Source organism: Candidatus Protofrankia datiscae, assembly GCF_000177615.2.
GTDB classification, from domain to species: Bacteria; Actinomycetota; Actinomycetes; order Frankiales; family Frankiaceae; genus Protofrankia; species Protofrankia coriariae.
In genome coordinates, this window is sequence record NC_015656.1 from 1986014 (window position 1) to 2003588 (window position 17575).

Genomic DNA, 17575 nt, shown 5'->3' on the forward strand with positions numbered 1-17575 from the left:
GTCAGCGGCGCCCTTCGGCCAGCAGCGCCGCCTCAGCCTGGATGCCCCGCGCGAACGGCCGTGGCGCGAAGCCGAGGTCGGCGGCCGCGTCGGTGATCGGGAACGCCTTGTCCTCGGCGAGCCGGGCGATCTGTTCGGCTCGTAGCCGTGGGCGGGCCGCCAGCCGTTCGTATCCGCGGGCCACGGTGAGCGTGGCGCGCAGCGGGAGCGGAACGGTGACGACCCGGCGCCCGACCGCGGCAGCGGCCTCCGCCACGATCGTCCGGAAGGTCAGCGCCTCCGGCCCGGCGAGGTTGTAGACACGGCCGACGCACACCTCCAGCCGGGCCGCGGCCAGCACGGCGGCGGCGAGATCGTCGACGTGGACGGGCTGTTGCAGGCGGCTGCCGCCACCGGGCAGAGGCAGCAGGGGGGAGCGGCGCAGCACGGCCAGCAGGCGAGCCATGTTCCGGTCGTCCAGACCTCCGTAGATCATGGCGGGGCGCAGGATCGTCCAGTCGAGACCGCTGCTGGTGATCGTCTTTTCGGCGTCCGTCCGGATCCGCTTTGTCGCGGCCGGGAGCGTCGTGAAGATCGCGGTCGTGGAGATGAAGATCGCCCGGTGTAGCCCGGTCGCCTCGGCCGCCGACACGATCACGTCCGCGTGCCCGAAGCCGAGGGAGGCGAGGTTGACCAGGACGTCGCCCTTGGCGGCCTGGAACGCGGCGTCCACCGAGGCGGGGTCGTCGAGATCGCCCGCGACAACCTGCGCGCCCGCGCGCTCCAGAGCCTGGGCGGCCGCCGCGCCGCGGGCGAGCCCAACGACGTGATGCCCGTCCCGGACCGCGTCCGCGACCACCCGGCGTCCGAGGAATCCGGTTCCGCCGGTCACCAGCAGCCTCATGCGCGTCCTCGCTGCCCGGGGACGTCGGTCGTGATGTCAGGCGTGACGCCGGTCGTTCCGAAGGTGCTGGTCGTTCCGAAGGTGCCGGGCACGCCGGTTTCGCCGGGTACGCCGGAAGCCTCCGCCGCCTCTGCCGGCCCGCCCGCCGGCAGAGGCGGCAGGGGTATTGACAGGAGCGGTTCGGATACAGGCTGGGATGGTTCGTCTGCTGGCCGGCGCGGCTCGCCAGCCGGCCGGGACGGTCCGGGCGGTCCGGTCGCCGGTCGGGACGGTCCGGGCGGTCCGGCTGCCAGTCGGGGTGGTGGCACCGGTGGCCAGCGCAACTCGGCGGTGTCGTCCACGGGGCATGGACGTTGTCGCGGAACGGCGACCGCACGGCCCGTCACCTCCTCGAGGAGGTGACGGTAGCGGCGGGCGAGCGCCTGGCGGTCGAAACGCGCCACCACACAGGCCCGGCCCTGTGCGCCCATGGCGGCGCGCCGGGCCGGGTCCGCGGCCAGGGCGCGGACCGCCCGGGCCAGCGCCGACGGGTTTTCGGGTGGGACGACGACCCCGCCCGCCTCGGAGAGGATCCGGGCGGCCTCACCGGCGAGCGCGCCGATGACCGGCCGGCCAGCGGCGAGCAGCTCGAACATCTTCGACGGGATGAAGGTGGCGAACAGCGGCACGTCCCGCAGCGGGACCAGGCAGATGTCGGCCGCGGCGACGATGGCGGGCACCTCGTCGCGGTCGACCGCGGGCAGCATGGTGACGTTGGTGAGCCCCAGCTCGGCGACCCGGTCGGCGACCCGTCCGCGATCGGCCCCCTCGCCGACGAGGGCGACGTGCACCGGATCCCGGGCGAGTTCGGCCGCGGCGTCCACCACCGAGACCAGCCCCTGGGAGATGCCGTGGGCGCCGATGTAGAGGACGAGCGTGTCACCGGGGCGCGCGCCGAGCCGGGCACGCAGCGTCCGGGACGCCGGCTCCGCCGAGGGGGAACCGGCGGGGGGCGACGCGGCCGGCGGGCCCAGCGGCTCCGTTCGGGACGCAGGCTTTGCCTCGACCGGCGATTCCGCCGCGACCGGCGGTGCCGGCGGTGCCGGGAGGGCTGGCTGGGTCGGCGGTGATGGCGGGGCCGGCAGAGCCGCCGGTGCGGCCGGGCTGAACCGGCTCAGGTCGGCTCCGTTGTGGATCGTGTGGACCTTGCCGGCGGGAATGCCGCGTCCGACGATGTCGTCCCGGAAGCCGTCGGTCACGGTGACGACGGCGTCGGCGGCCCGGTAGGCGGCCATCTCCAGCCGTTCGAGCGCGGCTATGACCCGGCGGTCGCGCAGCACGCCGAGCTGTACGAAGATCGCCGGCCACAGGTCGCGGACCTCGACCACCAGGCGTGCGCGCCGCAGCCGGGCCAGCAGCCACGCCGAGCCGAGCGGGAAGAAGGTCGGGGACGAGACGACCACCACGTCGGCCGCCCCGGCCGCCCGCCCGCCCAGCAGCACGCTGGTCACCGTGAACGACAGGTGTGACAGGGTCCGGCGGGCGATCCCCTCGTTCGGGGTGGCGTACAGCCAGGTCCGTATCACCCGGTAGCCGTCGCGTCGCTCGATCCGCCGCCACGCGCCGCGGTACTCCGGCGGCACGACGCCGGTGGGGTGGTTGGGCATCCCGGTCAGGACCGTGACGTCGAGGCCGTCCGCAGCCCAGGCCCGGGCCGTCTCGGCGAGGCGGGCCTGCGGGGCGCCCACCTCGGGCGGGAAGTAGTGGGTGATCAGGAGTACGCGCAGCGGCCGGCGGCCCGCGGTATCGGCCGCCACTGTTGGTCCTACCGCTGCTCCTGTTGGTCCTGCTGGTCCGGTCACCGCAGCCACCTCGGCGCTGCGCACGCGATGTGGGCGAAGTTCACGGTTGGCTCCCAGGTGCGAGTGAGTACGAGCTGGCTAGGAGATGGCTACGAGATGGCGTGGAAAACGTGCAGTCGGTACGACAGAGCTTATCGTAGTCGAACAGATACGATCCGTGTATACACGTCCGGCGTGGCGCCGATATGGTCACCTGGAGTAATTACATCTGGTGGGCCGCTGGATCCCGTGGATCCCGTAGGCAGTGGCTCCCGCGGGTAAAGGAACCCCGCGGACAGCGGGGCCGGCCGGCGGTGGATGCGGTGGCCGCCAGCCCGGCCGCCAGCCGATCCGACCGCCAGCCGGTCCGGCGGCCGGTCCGACGCCTCGAACAGGGAGTCCTCTCGTGCATGTCCTCTTCGTTGCCGGTGCCCGGCCCAACTTCATGAAGGTCGCGCCGGTCCTGGCCGCGGCCGTGGAGCGCGGTGCCGCCACCACGCTCGTACACACCGGTCAGCACTACGACGCCGCGATGAGCGGGGTGTTCTTCGACGAGCTCGGCCTGCGGGCCCCCGACCACTTCCTCGACATCGGCTCGGGCAGCCATGCCGGCCAGACCGCCGGGGTCATGACGGCCTTCGAGCCGCTGCTGGCCGCCGTCCGCCCGGACGTCGTCGTGGTGGTCGGCGACGTCAACTCCACGCTCGCCTGCGCGCTGGTCACGGCCAAGTCCGGCATCCCGCTGGCGCACGTCGAGGCCGGGCTGCGCAGCCGGGACTGGTCCATGCCCGAGGAGGTCAACCGGGTGGTGGTCGACCGGGTCTCCGACCTGCTGTTCGTCACCTCGCCGGACGCTGCCGGCAACCTCCGCCGGGAGGGCTACCGACCCGACCAGATACACCTCGTCGGCAACGTCATGGTCGACACCCTGCTGGCGAACATCGAGCGCGCGCGGGCCCGGCCGACTCTGTCCCGGCTCGGGCTGCACGCCGGCGGGTACGGACTGGTGACCCTGCACCGCCCGGCCAACGTCGACGACCCGGACGTCCTGGCGGGGCTGCTCGGCGCGCTCGGGAAAGTCGCCGAGCAGTGTCCCCTGGTGTTCCCCCTGCATCCCCGGACCCGGGCTCGGGTCGAGGGGCGGCTGCCGGCGGGGGTGACCACGCTCCCGCCGGCCGGTTATCTCGACTTCCTCGCCCTGCAGGCCGGCGCCCGGGTCGTCCTGACGGATTCGGGCGGAGTCCAGGAAGAGACAACCGTCCTGGGCGTCCCGTGCCTGACGCTGCGCGACACGACAGAGCGCGCGATTACTGTCACTGAAGGTACCAATCAGGTCATCGGTACCGATCCCGAACGGGTTGTGGCGGTGGCGACCGAGGTGCTCGCCCGCCCCCCGCGGCCACGGCGTCCCGCGCTGTGGGACGGACGCGCCGGTGAGCGGATCGTCGAGATCCTGCTCGCGGGCGACTACGGCGGCCACGGACGCCGGCCGACCGACATCACCGCTCAGACCGCTCGGACCGCTCCGCCGAACGCCGCTCCCGCGACCCCGCGGAGCGTCGCAGCCCGGGGGAGGTGAGCGCCCCGCGCGCCGCGCCCGGGGCGGACCACGCTGTGACCTCTCCAGCAGACCACGCCGTGGGTGTTGCTGGCCGGACTATGTCCGACGGCCGTCGAAACAGCCGTGAAATGCCTACTAGCAGGCTGAACAGCCCTGTTCCGGAAGCTGAAGTTCATCCATACCGGGCGAGTCCGGCGGGTTACTCTCGGACCGCCTGCCAAGAGCACCCAAGTCCGGATTTCAGGGGAATCAATGCCTGTAGACATCAGCGGCCGCGCCGGCCGGGATCCCGCCAGCAGATCATTAGTCCAATGGTGACGCTGTTCGTGCCCGAGCGGTGGACCCGGCACCGGGCCCCGGACGGACGCGCGACGCGGGACCGGCTGTCCCGCCGACCGGTTCGCCCGGTCGCGGATCCGATCGGCCGCCTGGTCGGCCGCGTCACCGATCCGGCGCGGCGGCAGTGGCCGTCCGCGCGCGCCGTCCTGTCATGTCCGCTCCGGCCGCGGGCTGTCGTGGCCACCCTGGTCGGCTGGACAGCGGCCTCGACGTCGCTGGTGTGTTGGACGGCCCTGTATACCGAGGCCGGTCTGTGGATGGTCCTCTCGGCGTGTTCGCTGGTTCTGGTCGTGATCACGGCGACCATGCTGTCGTTGTGCCGTACGCGAGAAAATCGCGGCGGCGAGTTCGCGGGCACCGACGAGCTGACCGGCCTCGCCAATCGGCACGGATTTCTCGGCCAGGCCGCGCGTCTGTTCGAGGAATATTCCAACGGCTGCCCGGCGCGCTGCCGGGACCCGGACCCGGACCCGAACTCGAACCAGGAGCCGGACCGGGAGCAGAAGGACGCGGGACGCCCCGGCCGCGCTTCCGGAGCGTTACTACTGATCAATATTGACCGTTTCCGAGAGATCAACAGCAGTCTCGGCCACGAGCAGGGCGACCGGCTGCTGATCGAGGTGGGCCGGCGGGTCCGCAAACTGGGACGCGCCGGCAACCTGGCGGCAAGGATCGGCGGAGACGAGTTCGCGCTGCTGCTGCGCAACACGGGCGCCGAACGGGCACAGGCCGCGGCGGCCGGCGTTCGCGACGTCCTGCGGGAGCCGTGCACGCTCGCCGGCACGCCGGTACCGGTCGAGGCGAGCATCGGCATCGCGATCGCTCCCGATCACGGCCAGGACGTGCCCGAGCTCCTGCGCAACGCCACCTCCGCCCTGGGCGAGGCGAAGAAGTCGTCCACGGGCCACCGGGTGTACGACTCGAGCTGTGCCCGGCCCGGCCCGGCTGCGGCTGCGCGCCGAACTGCGCACCGCCCTGCGCAACGGGGAGATCGAGCCGTACTACCAGCCCAAGGCCGACCTGCGCACCGGCCGCGTCACCGGGATGGAGACGCTGGTGCGCTGGCGGCATCCCGTCGACGGGATTCGTACGCCCGACACCTTCCTCCCCGACATCCAGGCCGCCGGCCTGATGCCCACCATGACCAGGCAGATCCTCACCAGGGCGCTCACGGACTGCGCACGCTGGCACGCGGCCGGAGCGCGGCTGTCGGTGTCGGTGAACGTGCCCGCGCCCGTGATCGTCGACCCCGGTTTCGTCCCCGGCGTGCACGAAGCCCTCAGCGAGGCGGGTGTCTGCCCGTCCGCGCTCTGCGTGGAGATCACCGAGGACTCCCTGATGACGCAGCGGGAGCGCGCGCAGCACACTCTCGCCCGGCTGCGCGCGCTCGGTGTGCGGGTCAGCCTCGACGACTACGGCAGTGGCTACTGCTCCCTGGCCTACCTGCGGGATCTCCCCGCGGACGAGCTCAAGTTGGACCGTGCCTTCCTGCGGGACGTCGAGCGCAGCCCCGCGGCCGGGGAGATCGTCCGATCGACGCTCGCCCTGGCGCACACCCTGCGCCTGCGGATGGTCGCCGAAGGCGTCGAGACGGCCGGGTCATGGGCGCTGCTGGCGGCCTGGGGATGCGACGAGGCGCAGGGCTACTTCATCTCGCCGCCCATGGCCAGTGAGCGGGTTCTGCCCTGGCTGCGGCAGTGGACCCAGAAGGTCCGCCCACCCCAGCAGGCCCATCCGTCCCGGCCGGCGCCGGTACCGCCGTCCGCGCCACCATCATCGGTGCCGCTGGTGCCATCGTCGCCGGTGGAGCCGGTGCCGTCACAACCGCCGCTGTCGCGAGGGCTGCCGCCGTCGCAACCGCTGTCGTTGCCGCAGACGCAACCGTTACCGATGCCGTCGTCCAGAACACCAGTTATGTAACCACAGGTAACTATGCGGACGACAGTGCCCGTGGGTGGGCGACGGCCGCCGGGGAAGATCGCTGTCTGTTTGTCGTCGGATACGCTTAACGGCCGAAAAAGCGTACTCAACGACCAGTAGGCCCGGATCAGGCCAGATCCGGATCTGGCCTGATCCGGGCCACGCTCGGTATGGACGGTTGCGGACGCCGTCTGTCGCGCTGTCCGCATCATCGGGCGATGCCGCTCGCGGCACGGGCCAGCAGCTCCAGCGGCTGGGCCAGCGCCTCGCCGATCTGTTCGGCGCACATCCGGAACGTCTCGACCGTCGATCCGATCGGGTCGGGGATGTCGTCGTCAGCGGGAGCCGCGGGGCGGCGGAGGCCGCGGCGGGCCAACGCGCGGGAGACAAGGGCCTGGCCACACATCCGGATCGTCTCCGGAGCCGGGGGCAGCGGCTCTCGGCGGAGGGGGTCGGTGGCCGGCTGGGCTCCGCCCAGGTTGCGGGCCCCGCCCGGGTAGGCGGTGTCCGGGCTGATGTCGGCGGGTGTGAGCCCGGCGGTCACCCGGGCGAACTCCCGCAGGGTGAAGGTACGGCTGACGGTCTTCGGCGCGGTCGTCACGACGGCCGCGCGGTGCCCGCGCTCCGCGCACAGCACCAGATCGGCGCTGTCGAGCAGCCCGGCGTGCAGGCGGCGGGTGGTGAAAGCACGCGGGTCGAGACCACGGCAGGCCAGGACGGACGCGGCGTGCGGGTGGATGGGCGTGCCGTCACGTGCGCTGGTACCGGCGCTGGTGACGGTCACCCCGGGTGCGGCGACGGTACCCAGCGCCTCCTGTAACAACGCGGTGGCGAGGTACTGGGCCATCGGCGATCGACACAGGTTCCCCGTGCACACGATCAGGATGTGCCACGACGCCGCGGGGCCGGCGGGCCCACCCGTGCCGGGCGTGCCGGGCGTGCGGGCGGCTGTCATCGCGGCCCGGGGATTCTCGTGATCATTGTGGTTGTTGCCGTCCGGGGCTGTCACACCGCGGGGGTGGTGTTGTGCAGGGCCTCGCCGTGCCCACTCATCTTCGGGTTCGTGGCCCGGTGCCGGCCGGGCGCGGCGGCACCGGCCCGGGGCTGTCGCCGCCTGCCGTCAAGGTAGCGGGGAAGCAGCAGATACATCCGGACGAGCAGGACGGCGGCGATGCCGGCGGCCACCCGCGCCGCCACGTCGGCACTGTAGATCACGATGCCGAGGCCGGCGGTCGCCGCGGTGACCGAGGAGACCGCGAGCGTCGCGCGGGTGTGCGACCATCCCGCTACCGTGAGCAGCTGGTACACGTGGCCGCGGTGCGGCGCGTACCAGAGCTGGCCGGAGCGCACCCGCCGCAGCAGCGTGCAGGAGGTGTCCGCGAGGTAGACCAGCAGCGGGGCGACGACGGCGTCGGGCCGCACACCGTGCGCGACGGCCAGCAGCGCCAGCACGGCGATCAGCGCGCCAAGGGCGTAGCTGCCCACGTCGCCGAGAAAGATCCTGGCCCGCGGGAAGTTGTAGGGGCCGAAGCCGAGCGCGGCCCCGGCCGCCATGGCCCCGCCGTAGGTGAGGAAGTCCAGGCCGCTGCGGTGCCCGATGACGGCGAAGGCCACGCCGGTCAGCAGGGTCTGGGCCGACGAGATTCCGTTGATCCCGTCCATGAAGTTGAAGGCGTTGGTGAAGCCGGCGATCCACACCAGCGCCGCGCAGGCGGCCAGCGGGATGACCGCGACCGGCAGGTCGGGCGGTGCCACGGCGACCCAGGCGACGATCGTCAGCGCCGCCGCGATCATCTGTAGGCCGAGCCGGCGGAGCGCGGCCACGCCGTGGGTGTCCTCGGCGAGGCCGAGCAGGCCGAACAGCGACGCCGCCACCACCACGGTGAACAGCTCGGCGGGGGCGTCCACGGCCGGGTCGATGATGGGTACCAGCATGCCGGCGAACAGGCCGAGGGCGATGGCCACTCCGCCGCCCCGGCAGGTGGGCACCAGGTGTGACGATCGTTCGGTCACGGTGTCCATGACGGCCAGGCGCCGCATGCCCGCGATCACGGCCGGTGTCGTGATCGCGGTGATCAGGAGTGCGATGGCTGCCGAAAGCGCCACGTCGTCCACCGCCTTGGGATGGTCCGGAGGGTCCTTCGCCGCCGCCGGCACGGAAAAATCATGGCCGTGCCGCTGGTGGCCAGCTGGATCCGAGTCTGATCGAAGATCGAAAGATGGCTACATTAAGTAGTAGAGAGACTACTACTAGTGTGGATCGGTGTTCGTCATGTCGCGTCCGACATCGGCATCGGCGCCATGGCGGGATGCTGGCATCGTGACCGCCGGATGTCGGTGTCGCGCCGCTCGTCCACGCGGGGGTCCGTGTCGGATGTCCGTCGGATGCCATCTGGCGGCGGCCTTCAGGTTGTGACGCGACACGGGGCATGCTTCCGCTTTGACCTCGATTCGATATGTCACTCTCTGCTTATGAATCTTTACGGAAAGCTCGTCGTGGTGGGGCAGGGCTACGTGGGTCTGCCCCTGGCCATGCGGGCCGTCGAGGTCGGCTGGTCCGTGGTCGGGATCGAGGTGGACGAAGGGCGGGTCAAACGGCTGAGCAACGGTGAGTCCTACGTGGAGGACATCCCGAGCCTGGTCGTCTCCGAGGCCATCGACAGCGGCCGCTACCGGGCGTCATCGAGCTATCAGGACGCGTCCGAATTCGACGTCGCGGTGGTGACCGTCCCGACCCCGCTGCGTGAGGGCATCCCGGATCTTTCCTACATCGAGAGCTCCGGGCGCAGCCTCGGGCCGTTGCTGCGGCGGGGAGCCACCGTGATCCTGGAGTCCACGACCTATCCCGGCACCACCGACGAGCTGTTCGGGCCGCTGCTGGAGGAGACCTCGGGGCTCGCCGCCGGGGAGTCGTTCTTCCTCGGCTACTCGCCCGAGCGGATAGACCCCGGCAACCCGAGCTGGAACCTGGTCAACACCCCGAAGGTGATCTCCGGCATCGACGAGCGGTCCCTGCGAGCCGTGCGGGCGTTCTACGACTCGATCGTCGAGACGACCGTGCCGGTGGCCTCGGTCCGCACCGCCGAGCTGACCAAACTGCTGGAGAACACCTTCCGCCACGTCAACATCGCCCTGGTGAACGAGCTGGCGATGTTCGCCCACGAGCTCGGGGTCGACGTGTGGGAGGCGATCGAGGCGGCGTCCACCAAGCCGTTCGGCTTCCTGCGTTTCACCCCCGGCCCCGGGGTCGGCGGGCACTGCCTGCCCATCGACCCCTCCTACCTGTCGTGGCGGGTACGGCGCAGCCTCGGGCGCAGCTTCCGTTTCGTCGAGCTCGCCAACGACGTCAACGACCACATGCCCGACCATGTCGTGCGCCGGGTTCTGGAGATGCTCAACCGCCGGCGCAGCGCGGTCAACGGCAGCCGCATCCTGCTGCTCGGGCTGGCCTACAAGAAGAACACCGGTGACGTCCGGGAGTCCTCCGCGGTGCGGGTCGCCGCGCTGCTCGCCGGGCTCGGCGCGGACGTGCGGGCCGCGGACCCGCATGTCGACGCCTCCTGCCTGCCGTCGGGTGTCGCCCTGGTCGAGGCGGACGCCGAGGAGGTCGCCGCCGCCGACCTCGTGATCGTCCTGGTCGACCACGACGCGTTCTCCCGGGAGCTGGTGGCCCGCCGCGCCCGCGCCGTCCTCGACACCCGCTGCTGGCTGCCCACCCAGCGCTCGGGACACCACGACGCCGCGCCGCCCATAGCAGCCGAGATCGAACTCCTCTGACACCAGCCCAACGGCCGCGCCAGCCCACCAACGGACAGCCACGGCAATCTACAGCCAGGTGGATGATGGCCGAGCGGCGCTCGGTGAGTGGCGCGTACAGGTGTAACAGCTATGCGCTGGATGCGGACCGAGCAGAACCCGGAGCGCCGGTCAGGTAGCCATACGTATCCGTTACGAACGGCGTGGCCAGCGTGGCCGGCCAGGGAGCGGGGACCACGCCGGCGAGCACATGCCCATGCTGGTGCGGGAGGCGGGCCGTATGTTCCCGGGGGCTCTTCCCGCGCTGGACACGTGGACCGCCCCCTGGTCGTCCCGGCCATCGGCCCGCGCCCCGGCGGCCGACGCCTCGACCGCCGGGGCGCGGGCCGACGGGGCCGACGCGTCGCGGGCCGCGCGGCCGGCGGCTGGCCCGGTAGCGGACCTGCTCGTCGCCCATCCGGCCACCACCGACGCGGTGGCGGCGCTGCTCAGCCTCGCCCCGGCCTGGCCCGCGACTGCCACGCAGGGCCAGCCCACGCCCACCGGCCGAGGCGACGACGAGATCAGCTGGGACGAGATCGCTCGGCTGCTCGACCGTCATCCGGCGACAGCGACCGCGGTCACCGGCCTGCTTGAGCACTGACCGCAGGCCTGGCCTGGCCAGAACAGGCCCGGCCAGGCCGGCTGTCGGCGCGGCCTGGCCAGCGTCCTCGAGCCGGGGCCGACACGGTCGCCCTGGTCGAGCCGCGCTGTGAAGGCCGCGCGTACCTGTGGGACACCGTGGCCCGGCTACCGCATGGCCCGGCTATCGCCGTCAGAGTCCGCCCTGCGATCGTAGCCAAAGGTAGTATGTCGATTCCTGTAGGTTAATTTTGCTGCTGGACGTGGATGTGGGTCGGTGCGCAGCCGGTCCGTTCCGAGGCGCGGGACCCGAGGTGGAGGTGCGGGGCAGCCGTCGAGGGCCAGAAGATCACTCGTGTTCGCGTGCCTGGAAGCCCAGGAGAGGCCTGAAGAGGTGCTGGCCGAAGGGTGAGTGGCCGTGGTCGTTCCGTCCGCATGGAGATCGTGAACGCTTGGAAGCATAAAGAGGGAAGCAGGGAGGGCGGTATGGGGGTCGTCGTCGCGACGGACGTACGGTTGCGCCGGCCACCGGAGGGCGGCGTCGGGATGGGTGGTCATGCCGGGGTGGGTGGTTCCGTCGGGGTGGGCGGTTCCGTCGGGCTGAGCGGAAGCGCCACCCGGGACCACGACCGATGGGACATCCTCGCCACAGGTGGTTGCGTCGGGGTGGGCGGAAGTGCCGCGGGCGAGGCGGTGCGGCGGTCATGACGACCGATCTGTCCACCGCCGTTCCCTCCACCGCGGGCCCCGCCGCGGGTCTGGCCGGGCCGGGCCGGGCCGATGATCCAGGCCGGTCGGCGGTCGGGAGCGAGCAGGCAGGTACGTCCGGGTCGGCCGAGACACCCGACAGGCAGCCACGGACGGTGATGTACCTGGTCGAGGAGATGAATCGGGGCGGGGCGCAGCTGCGCACCGTGGAGCTGATGCGCCGGCTCGACCCGAACGAGTTCCGGTTGGTGTTCTGCTCGCTCAGCGGCCGGCGGGGCGACCTCGACGACGAGATCCGTTCGCTCGGGGGTGAGGTGTATTACCGCCGGCTCGGCCCGGCCTTCCCGCTCACCTTCTACCTGCTGCTGCGCCGCGTGCGCCCGCAGGTCGTCCACGCGTACGCGTCGGATGCCACCGGGCTCGTGTTCGGTATCGCCCGGATGGCCGGTGTGCCGCGCCGGGTCGCGCACTTCCGGGTCAGGGACGACGGGCCTGGTGACACCGCCGGCCGGCCCGGTGGCAGAACCGGAAGACCCGCCGCCGGAACCGGGTGGGCCGCAGCCGGAACCGGCTGGCCTGGTGGCAGCACTCACCGGCGGGGGCGCAACGCCGGTGCGCTGCTGCGGCACGAGGCGGGACGGGTGGCGCTCGACGCGAACGCGACCGATCTGCTGGCCGTGTGCGAGGCGGTCATGCGCGAGCTGTGGCGTCCGGAGTGGCGGGTCGACCCACGCTGCCGGGTGATCTACAACGGGCTGGAGGTCGAGCCGTTCGGTGTCGCCATCGCGGCCCGCCGGCGTGCGCTGGAGAGTGTTCCCGAAGGGACGCGCACCCCGGTCGTCATGATTCACATTGGCCGGCCGGGGGCGAACAAGAACCGGGCCCGTGCCATGGACATACTTGTCGCGCTGTGCGCGCGGGGGGTGGACGCCCGCCTACAGATCGTCGGGCGCCAGGACGCGGCGGAGACCGCGGACCTGCTCGCCAGAGCGTCCGCCGGTGGGGTGCGGGACCGTGTCGAGCTGCTCGGCGAGCGGGACGACGTGCCCCGGCTGCTGGTCGCCGCGTCGCTGCTGCTGGTCACCTCGTATCACGAGGGTCTGCCGAGCGTCGTGCTCGAGGCGTGCGCGGTCGCCACTCCGGTGCTGGCCACGGACCTGCCCGGGATCGCGGAGGTCGCCCGCCTGCTGCCCGGGATCACGATGTTGCCGCTGTCCGCCACGGACGAGATCTGGGCCGACACGGCCCGGGTACTGACCGCCGTCCCGCCGCTGCTCGAGGACCGGCGGGCGGCGCTGCGGCACTTCGTGCGCTCGCCGTTCACGCTCGAGAACTGGCAGCGGGAGCTGACGGCGGTCTGGTCGAGACCGTCTGAGCCGAGACCGTCTGAGGTGCTGCCTGAACGGCGCCGGTAGACGGGCGGATCGTCGTGCTCCGGCGGGCCGTCCAGCCGCCGTGCGAGAAGAACTCCCCGCTCGCCCAGCGGGTGACGACGTCATGGTCGGGCTGGGCGAACCGTTCGGGCAGGGCATCCAGGGGATGCCAGGCCAGCCGGCGCGGCCGGCGGGGGACGCCGGGGGCGGCCGGGTCGTGGGCGCCGGTGGCGCCGTACGTTCGGGTGACGTGGAAGAACAGCCCAAGTTGTTCTCGGTCGTCCGCCCAGTGATGCGCCACGTGTTCCAGCCGGACATCCTCGACCGTTGTCAGCAGCGCCGCCTGTTCGCGCGCCAGCCGGACCGCGGCGTCGCCGGCGGCCTGCCCCTGAAGATTTCCGGCCGGCAGCCGCCAGCATGCCGGCGACGTCTCGTCGCCGGTGGCGAGAAGAATTCTGTCCTCGGTGCGCACCAACAGGTGAACCCGCACCGGCAGCGCCGACCGGCTCATTTCGCGGTGCGCTTTTCGTGGGGAGTGTTCCGGCACGTCGTCATGGCCGTATCCCGTTCTTCCGGACACCGCCGGGCCCGCTCCTGGCACGGTGGCGTCGGTGCTGGCGGCCGGTGCCCTGGACCGGCGCGGTAAGGGTGCGGCGGCGCAGGTCGCACGACCGGGGGCTGTCGCCGTAACCTGCGCCGCCGCACCCGCTGTGCGGTATCGGCGATCCCCACCCCGGTGGGGTGAGTGGGGACGGAGGCGGGGATCGCCGATACCAGTTCGACCTCGGTGGCCGGGGCACGGTCAGCCGGCCACCGAGGAGCTCATGGCCCCCTCGGAAAGGTCCCCGGCGACGCGAAAAAGGGGCATTATCGCGCGCCGCCGGAGACCAACTTGGAGTGTGGGTGACAACCAACATCCAGCGTCTTTCCACCTCTTTGGAAGGCCGGTCGTCCGCTGAACTGTTTCGGAGCTTAGGGTGCGTCCGGCGGGTGCGTCCACTCCCAATTGTCCGGTATCCGTGACGGGCGAACTCCGGTTGTTGGCCGATCGGTGCCCGGACGTATTAGTTCGCCGCGCCGACGGCGTCCGATGGCTGGTTCCGCTCGAATCCAGAGGGTATCCGAACTCCCGGCCAGTGGGAACGTCCAGCCGTATTGTGTCCCGCTCCTGAAACCACGCACAGCGTCCCGGTGGGGCCGTAAGAGACCTCCCGGCGAATCCGTCGGTATCCCCTACTGGACGGGGAGATCCGGCCGAGACGGTATTCATCGGACGGGATTTCCGGCCCCGGCGGAATACCGGACGTAATTTTCACAACCAGATGACGATGGATGCCTGGCAGCATCTCAACAGACGGTGGGCGGGTGGTGTGCTGGGCTGTCTGGCTACCCGGATACCCGGAGTGCCTTCGCTCGGGGTGTCGTGGTGACCGGCTGTACGGCGTCGACCGGCGCGATCGGTGCCGCCGCGGCCCCACCGCTGTCGGGATCGGGTGCTCCCGGGAGCCGTCCCGGGGCCCGGCCGGTGGCCGGTGGTGACGGGATGGGAGTGAGGGGATGGTGGCAGAAAGACACGGCATGGTGTCTCTCCCGGCAGGGTACGGCGATGTGGTGTCCGCCACGTAAGGGGCCGGGGAAGGGGATATTGCGGGGCAGTGGGTATCCGTGTGACTGGTGTTACAGCCGCAGGCACCGCTGAGGGCCGATGACGTTCCGGTGGTAGGGCCGTAACGGCCGTGCGACGTAGGTGGTCGCCCAACAGTGCTGAGCAACGCCCATCGTCGATGGCCTGCGCTGCCCCTCCGTGACCGTCCTGGTCGGGCCGCGTTGATCAGCCGTATCGGTCAGGCTGTATCGGTCAGGCTGTATCGGTCGGGATTGTGGCGGTCGACGGATCGTGTTGATCGCCAGCTGATCGCCCGCCCGGCCGGGGTCAAAACATCCCGCAGTCTACCAGAATTGAAAAAAGAGTCGAGCTGGGTAGTTCTGGACACGGCAGGCGCCGATCTGTGAGGATGCCGGCCGGTGACCCTCAAAGTCGTTTAGGCTCACTGCGACAACGGAATGCATCGACGATAGAGGAGTTCCCTGACGTGGTTACGCGAGTGGGTGTCAACGGCTTCGGCCGTATCGGCCGCAACTTCTGGCGGGCGCTTCAGGCTAGTAAGCGTAACGACATAGAGATCGTTGCAGTGAACGACCTTACCGACAACAGGACACTTGCGCATCTGCTCAAGTACGATACTACGCTGGGCACACTGTCGGAGTCGGTGAGTCCCGCCGACGGCGGGATCAAGGTCGGCGACGGCTTCCTCAAGGTGGTCTCCGAGCGTGACCCGGCGGCCCTGCCCTGGGGGGACCTCGGGGTCGAGGTCGTCGTCGAGTCCACCGGCCGGTTCACCAAGGCCGAGGACGCGCGCAAGCACCTCGAGGCGGGCGCGAAAAAGGTGATCATCTCCGCGCCGGCCAAGGGTGAGGACCTCACCGTCGTCATCGGCGTGAACGACGACGTCTACGACCCGGCGAAGCACACGATCCTGTCGAACGCCTCCTGCACGACCAACTGCGTGGCGCCACTGGCCAAGGTTCTCGAGGACGCCTTCGGCATCGAGCGCGGCCTGATGACGACCGTGCACGCCTACACCAACGACCAGGTCATCCTCGACTTCCCGCACTCGGACCTGCGCCGCGCCCGCGCCGCCGCCCAGAACATCATCCCGACGACGACCGGTGCGGCCAAGGCGACGTCCCTGGTACTGCCGCAGCTCAAGGGCAAACTGGACGGACTGGCGATGCGTGTTCCCGTCCTCGACGGGTCGGTGACCGACCTGGTCGCCACGCTCAAGCGTGAGGTCACGATCGAGGAGGTCAACGCTGCGTACCGGGCCGCCGCCGAGGGCGCGCTCAAGGGCATCCTCGTCTACACCGAGGATCCGATCGTCTCCTCCGACATCGTGGGGACGGCTGCGTCCTGCACGTTCGACTCGCTGCTCACCATGGCCAGCGGCAACCAGGTGAAGGTCATCGGCTGGTACGACAACGAGTGGGGCTACTCCAACCGCCTGGTGGACCTCACCGCCCTCGTCGGCGGACGCCTGTAGGGCATCGGGGCAGGAGACCCTGATGGCCCCCGGCGGCGCGAAGGAGATCGTCGCGTCGCCCTCGGCGGTAGCTCCCCTGGTGGCCTCGGGCAGTGCGATGAAGATCGTCGCACTGCCTCTGGTCGGGTGGAGAGTTGGCGACTTCTGGTGGCCTCGGGCGACGCGACAGGATCCGACGAGATCACGGTCGCGTCGCCCGAGGCCGGTTAGGACTTCGGAGTAACGGCGTGACGACCATTGACGATCTACAGGTCGGCGGGCGGCGAGTCATCGTCCGCAGCGACCTGAACGTTCCGCTGGACCGTTCCGGCGACACACCCCGGATCACCGACGACGGACGGGTCCGCGCCAGCGTGCCCACCATCCGGGCGCTGCTGGACCGGGGTGCCCGGGTGGTCGTCTCCTCCCATCTGGGACGGCCCAGGGGCACACCCGACCCGGCGTACTCGCTCGCCCCGGTCGCCGGCCGGCTCGCGCAGCTGCTCGGCCAGCCGGTCGCGTTCACCGGGGACGGCACCGGCGACATCGCCGGCACGCATGCGCAGAAGATCGTCGCAGGGCTGGGCGACGGTGAGATCGCGCTGCTGGACAACCTCCGGTTCCACCCGGGGGAGACCAGCAAGGACGCGGCCGTGCGGGCCGCGTTCGCCGACCAGCTCGCCGGGCTGGCCGACTACTACGTCGGTGACGCCTTCGGCGCGGTCCACCGGGCGCACGCCAGCGTCGTGGACCTGCCCGAGCGGCTGCCACACGTGGCCGGGCAGCTCGTGCTCAGGGAACTGGAGGTGCTGCGCACCCTCGCCAGCGGCCCGGCCCGTCCCTACGTCGTCGTCCTCGGCGGGTCGAAGGTCAGCGACAAGCTCGGAGTGATCCGGGCGCTGCTGCCGAAGGTCGACGCCCTGCTCATCGGTGGCGGAATGTGCTTCACCTTCCTGGCCGCCAAGGGCCACGGCGTCGGCGGGTCACTGCTGGAAGCGGAACTGATCGACACCACGAAGGAGCTGCTCGCCGAAGGCGGTGACCGGATCGTGCTGCCCACCGACGTGGTGGTGGCCGACGAGATCTCCGTCGACGCGCCCACCGCCGTGGTGGCGGCCGGAGCCATCCCCGCCGGCCGCAAGGGCCTCGACATCGGGCCGGCGTCGGTGGCCCTGTTCGCCGACCGGCTGCGCACCGCCCGCACCGTCTTCTGGAACGGCCCGATGGGTGTGTTCGAGCTCCCGCCGTTCGCGGCCGGCACCCGTGGGGTGGCCGAGACGATCGCCGGGCTCGACGGTCTGACCGTCGTCGGCGGCGGTGACTCGGCCGCGGCCGTGCGCACCCTCGGCATCGGCGAGGAGGCGTTCACCCACATCTCCACCGGTGGCGGCGCCAGCCTCGAGTATCTGGAGGGCAAGACCCTGCCCGGCCTCGCCGCTCTGGATGACCGAAGGCCGCGCGACGATGTTTCTTTCACGCGGCCGGAGGCCCGGCTTCCTGGTTCGGAGGTGTGA

13 protein-coding genes and 1 pseudogene are annotated in these 17575 nt (G+C 71.2%); 9 read left to right on the top strand and 5 right to left on the bottom strand.

Features of this window, described 5'->3' with window-relative positions; all coding sequences use genetic code 11:
• Position 1: 1 nt before the first annotated feature.
• Both FSYMDG_RS08205 and FSYMDG_RS24215 read right to left on the bottom strand, forming a co-directional pair.
• A complete protein-coding gene (locus FSYMDG_RS08205; protein ID WP_013873093.1) occupies positions 2-883 on the bottom strand; it encodes an SDR family oxidoreductase in 882 nt (293 codons plus the stop codon).
• Positions 880-2679: a glycosyltransferase family 4 protein gene (locus tag FSYMDG_RS24215; RefSeq protein WP_013873094.1), complete on the bottom strand. Its 1800-nt coding sequence runs from the start codon at positions 2677-2679 to the stop codon at positions 880-882. The genes FSYMDG_RS08205 and FSYMDG_RS24215 overlap by 4 nt, the downstream gene beginning before the upstream one ends.
• Before the next feature lie 430 nt (positions 2680-3109).
• On the opposite strand from FSYMDG_RS24215, the gene wecB reads away from it, so the two are divergent.
• The 3 genes and pseudogenes from wecB (at position 3110) to FSYMDG_RS28155 (ending at position 6523) form a co-directional block, all read left to right on the top strand.
• Complete coding sequence (gene wecB, locus FSYMDG_RS08220) at positions 3110-4282, top strand: non-hydrolyzing UDP-N-acetylglucosamine 2-epimerase (protein WP_013873095.1); 1173 nt, start codon at positions 3110-3112, stop codon at positions 4280-4282.
• 626 nt (positions 4283-4908) lie between these two features.
• Positions 4909-5448 (top strand): annotated as a pseudogene (locus FSYMDG_RS28150) (GGDEF domain-containing protein); the annotation flags it as partial.
• An 82-nt stretch (positions 5449-5530) separates the two neighbouring features.
• The gene (locus tag FSYMDG_RS28155) at positions 5531-6523 is read left to right on the top strand and encodes a putative bifunctional diguanylate cyclase/phosphodiesterase (RefSeq protein ID WP_050803411.1); all 993 of its coding nucleotides are present in this window, start codon (positions 5531-5533) and stop codon (positions 6521-6523) included.
• 208 nt (positions 6524-6731) lie between these two features.
• Here the strand turns inward: FSYMDG_RS28155 and FSYMDG_RS08230 are convergent, their stop codons facing one another.
• Together FSYMDG_RS08230 and FSYMDG_RS08235 are read right to left on the bottom strand one after the other, a co-directional pair.
• Positions 6732-7532: a low molecular weight phosphatase family protein gene (locus tag FSYMDG_RS08230; protein WP_013873096.1), complete on the bottom strand. Its 801-nt coding sequence runs from the start codon at positions 7530-7532 to the stop codon at positions 6732-6734.
• Positions 7529-8629, bottom strand: a complete 1101-nt coding sequence (locus FSYMDG_RS08235) for a glycosyl transferase (protein ID WP_131792627.1) — start codon at positions 8627-8629, stop codon at positions 7529-7531. Before FSYMDG_RS08235 ends, FSYMDG_RS08230 begins: the two co-directional genes overlap by 4 nt.
• A gap of 366 nt (positions 8630-8995) precedes the next feature.
• Between FSYMDG_RS08235 and FSYMDG_RS08240 the strand changes: the two genes are divergently transcribed.
• From FSYMDG_RS08240 to FSYMDG_RS08250, 4 genes are all read left to right on the top strand, one after another.
• The gene (locus FSYMDG_RS08240) at positions 8996-10300 is read left to right on the top strand and encodes a nucleotide sugar dehydrogenase (RefSeq protein WP_013873098.1); all 1305 of its coding nucleotides are present in this window, start codon (positions 8996-8998) and stop codon (positions 10298-10300) included.
• Between the two features lie 229 nt (positions 10301-10529).
• Positions 10530-10922, top strand: a complete 393-nt coding sequence (locus tag FSYMDG_RS08245) for a hypothetical protein (RefSeq protein WP_131773919.1) — start codon at positions 10530-10532, stop codon at positions 10920-10922.
• Positions 10923-11386: 464 nt separating this feature from the next.
• Positions 11387-11608 (top strand): hypothetical protein, encoded by a 222-nt coding sequence (locus tag FSYMDG_RS25985; protein ID WP_013873100.1) that lies wholly within the window; start codon positions 11387-11389, stop codon positions 11606-11608.
• Positions 11605-13023, top strand: a complete 1419-nt coding sequence (locus tag FSYMDG_RS08250; protein ID WP_013873101.1) for a glycosyltransferase — start codon at positions 11605-11607, stop codon at positions 13021-13023. Before FSYMDG_RS25985 ends, FSYMDG_RS08250 begins: the two co-directional genes overlap by 4 nt.
• Here FSYMDG_RS08250 and FSYMDG_RS08255 read toward each other — a convergent pair.
• Positions 12929-13561 (bottom strand): NUDIX domain-containing protein, encoded by a 633-nt coding sequence (locus FSYMDG_RS08255; protein WP_013873102.1) that lies wholly within the window; start codon positions 13559-13561, stop codon positions 12929-12931. The two genes, FSYMDG_RS08250 and FSYMDG_RS08255, sit on opposite strands and share 95 nt — an antisense overlap.
• Before the next feature lie 1513 nt (positions 13562-15074).
• Here FSYMDG_RS08255 and gap point away from each other — a divergent pair.
• The gene (gap, locus tag FSYMDG_RS08260; RefSeq protein WP_013873103.1) at positions 15075-16082 is read left to right on the top strand and encodes a type I glyceraldehyde-3-phosphate dehydrogenase; all 1008 of its coding nucleotides are present in this window, start codon (positions 15075-15077) and stop codon (positions 16080-16082) included.
• Positions 16083-16309: 227 nt separating this feature from the next.
• Positions 16310-17575 (top strand): phosphoglycerate kinase, encoded by a 1266-nt coding sequence (locus FSYMDG_RS08265; protein ID WP_013873104.1) that lies wholly within the window; start codon positions 16310-16312, stop codon positions 17573-17575.

What these genes read in the sequence shown, in the direction of transcription:
- FSYMDG_RS08205 (WP_013873093.1), bottom strand. Translation starts at nt 883, where the DNA reads ATGAGGCTGCTGGTGACCGGCGGAACCGGATTCCTCGGACGCCGGGTG.
- FSYMDG_RS08240 (WP_013873098.1), top strand. Translation starts at nt 8,996, where the DNA reads ATGAATCTTTACGGAAAGCTCGTCGTGGTGGGGCAGGGCTACGTGGGT.
- FSYMDG_RS25985 (WP_013873100.1), top strand. Translation starts at nt 11,387, where the DNA reads ATGGGGGTCGTCGTCGCGACGGACGTACGGTTGCGCCGGCCACCGGAG.
- FSYMDG_RS08245 (WP_131773919.1), top strand. Translation starts at nt 10,530, where the DNA reads ATGCCCATGCTGGTGCGGGAGGCGGGCCGTATGTTCCCGGGGGCTCTT.
- FSYMDG_RS08250 (WP_013873101.1), top strand. Translation starts at nt 11,605, where the DNA reads ATGACGACCGATCTGTCCACCGCCGTTCCCTCCACCGCGGGCCCCGCC.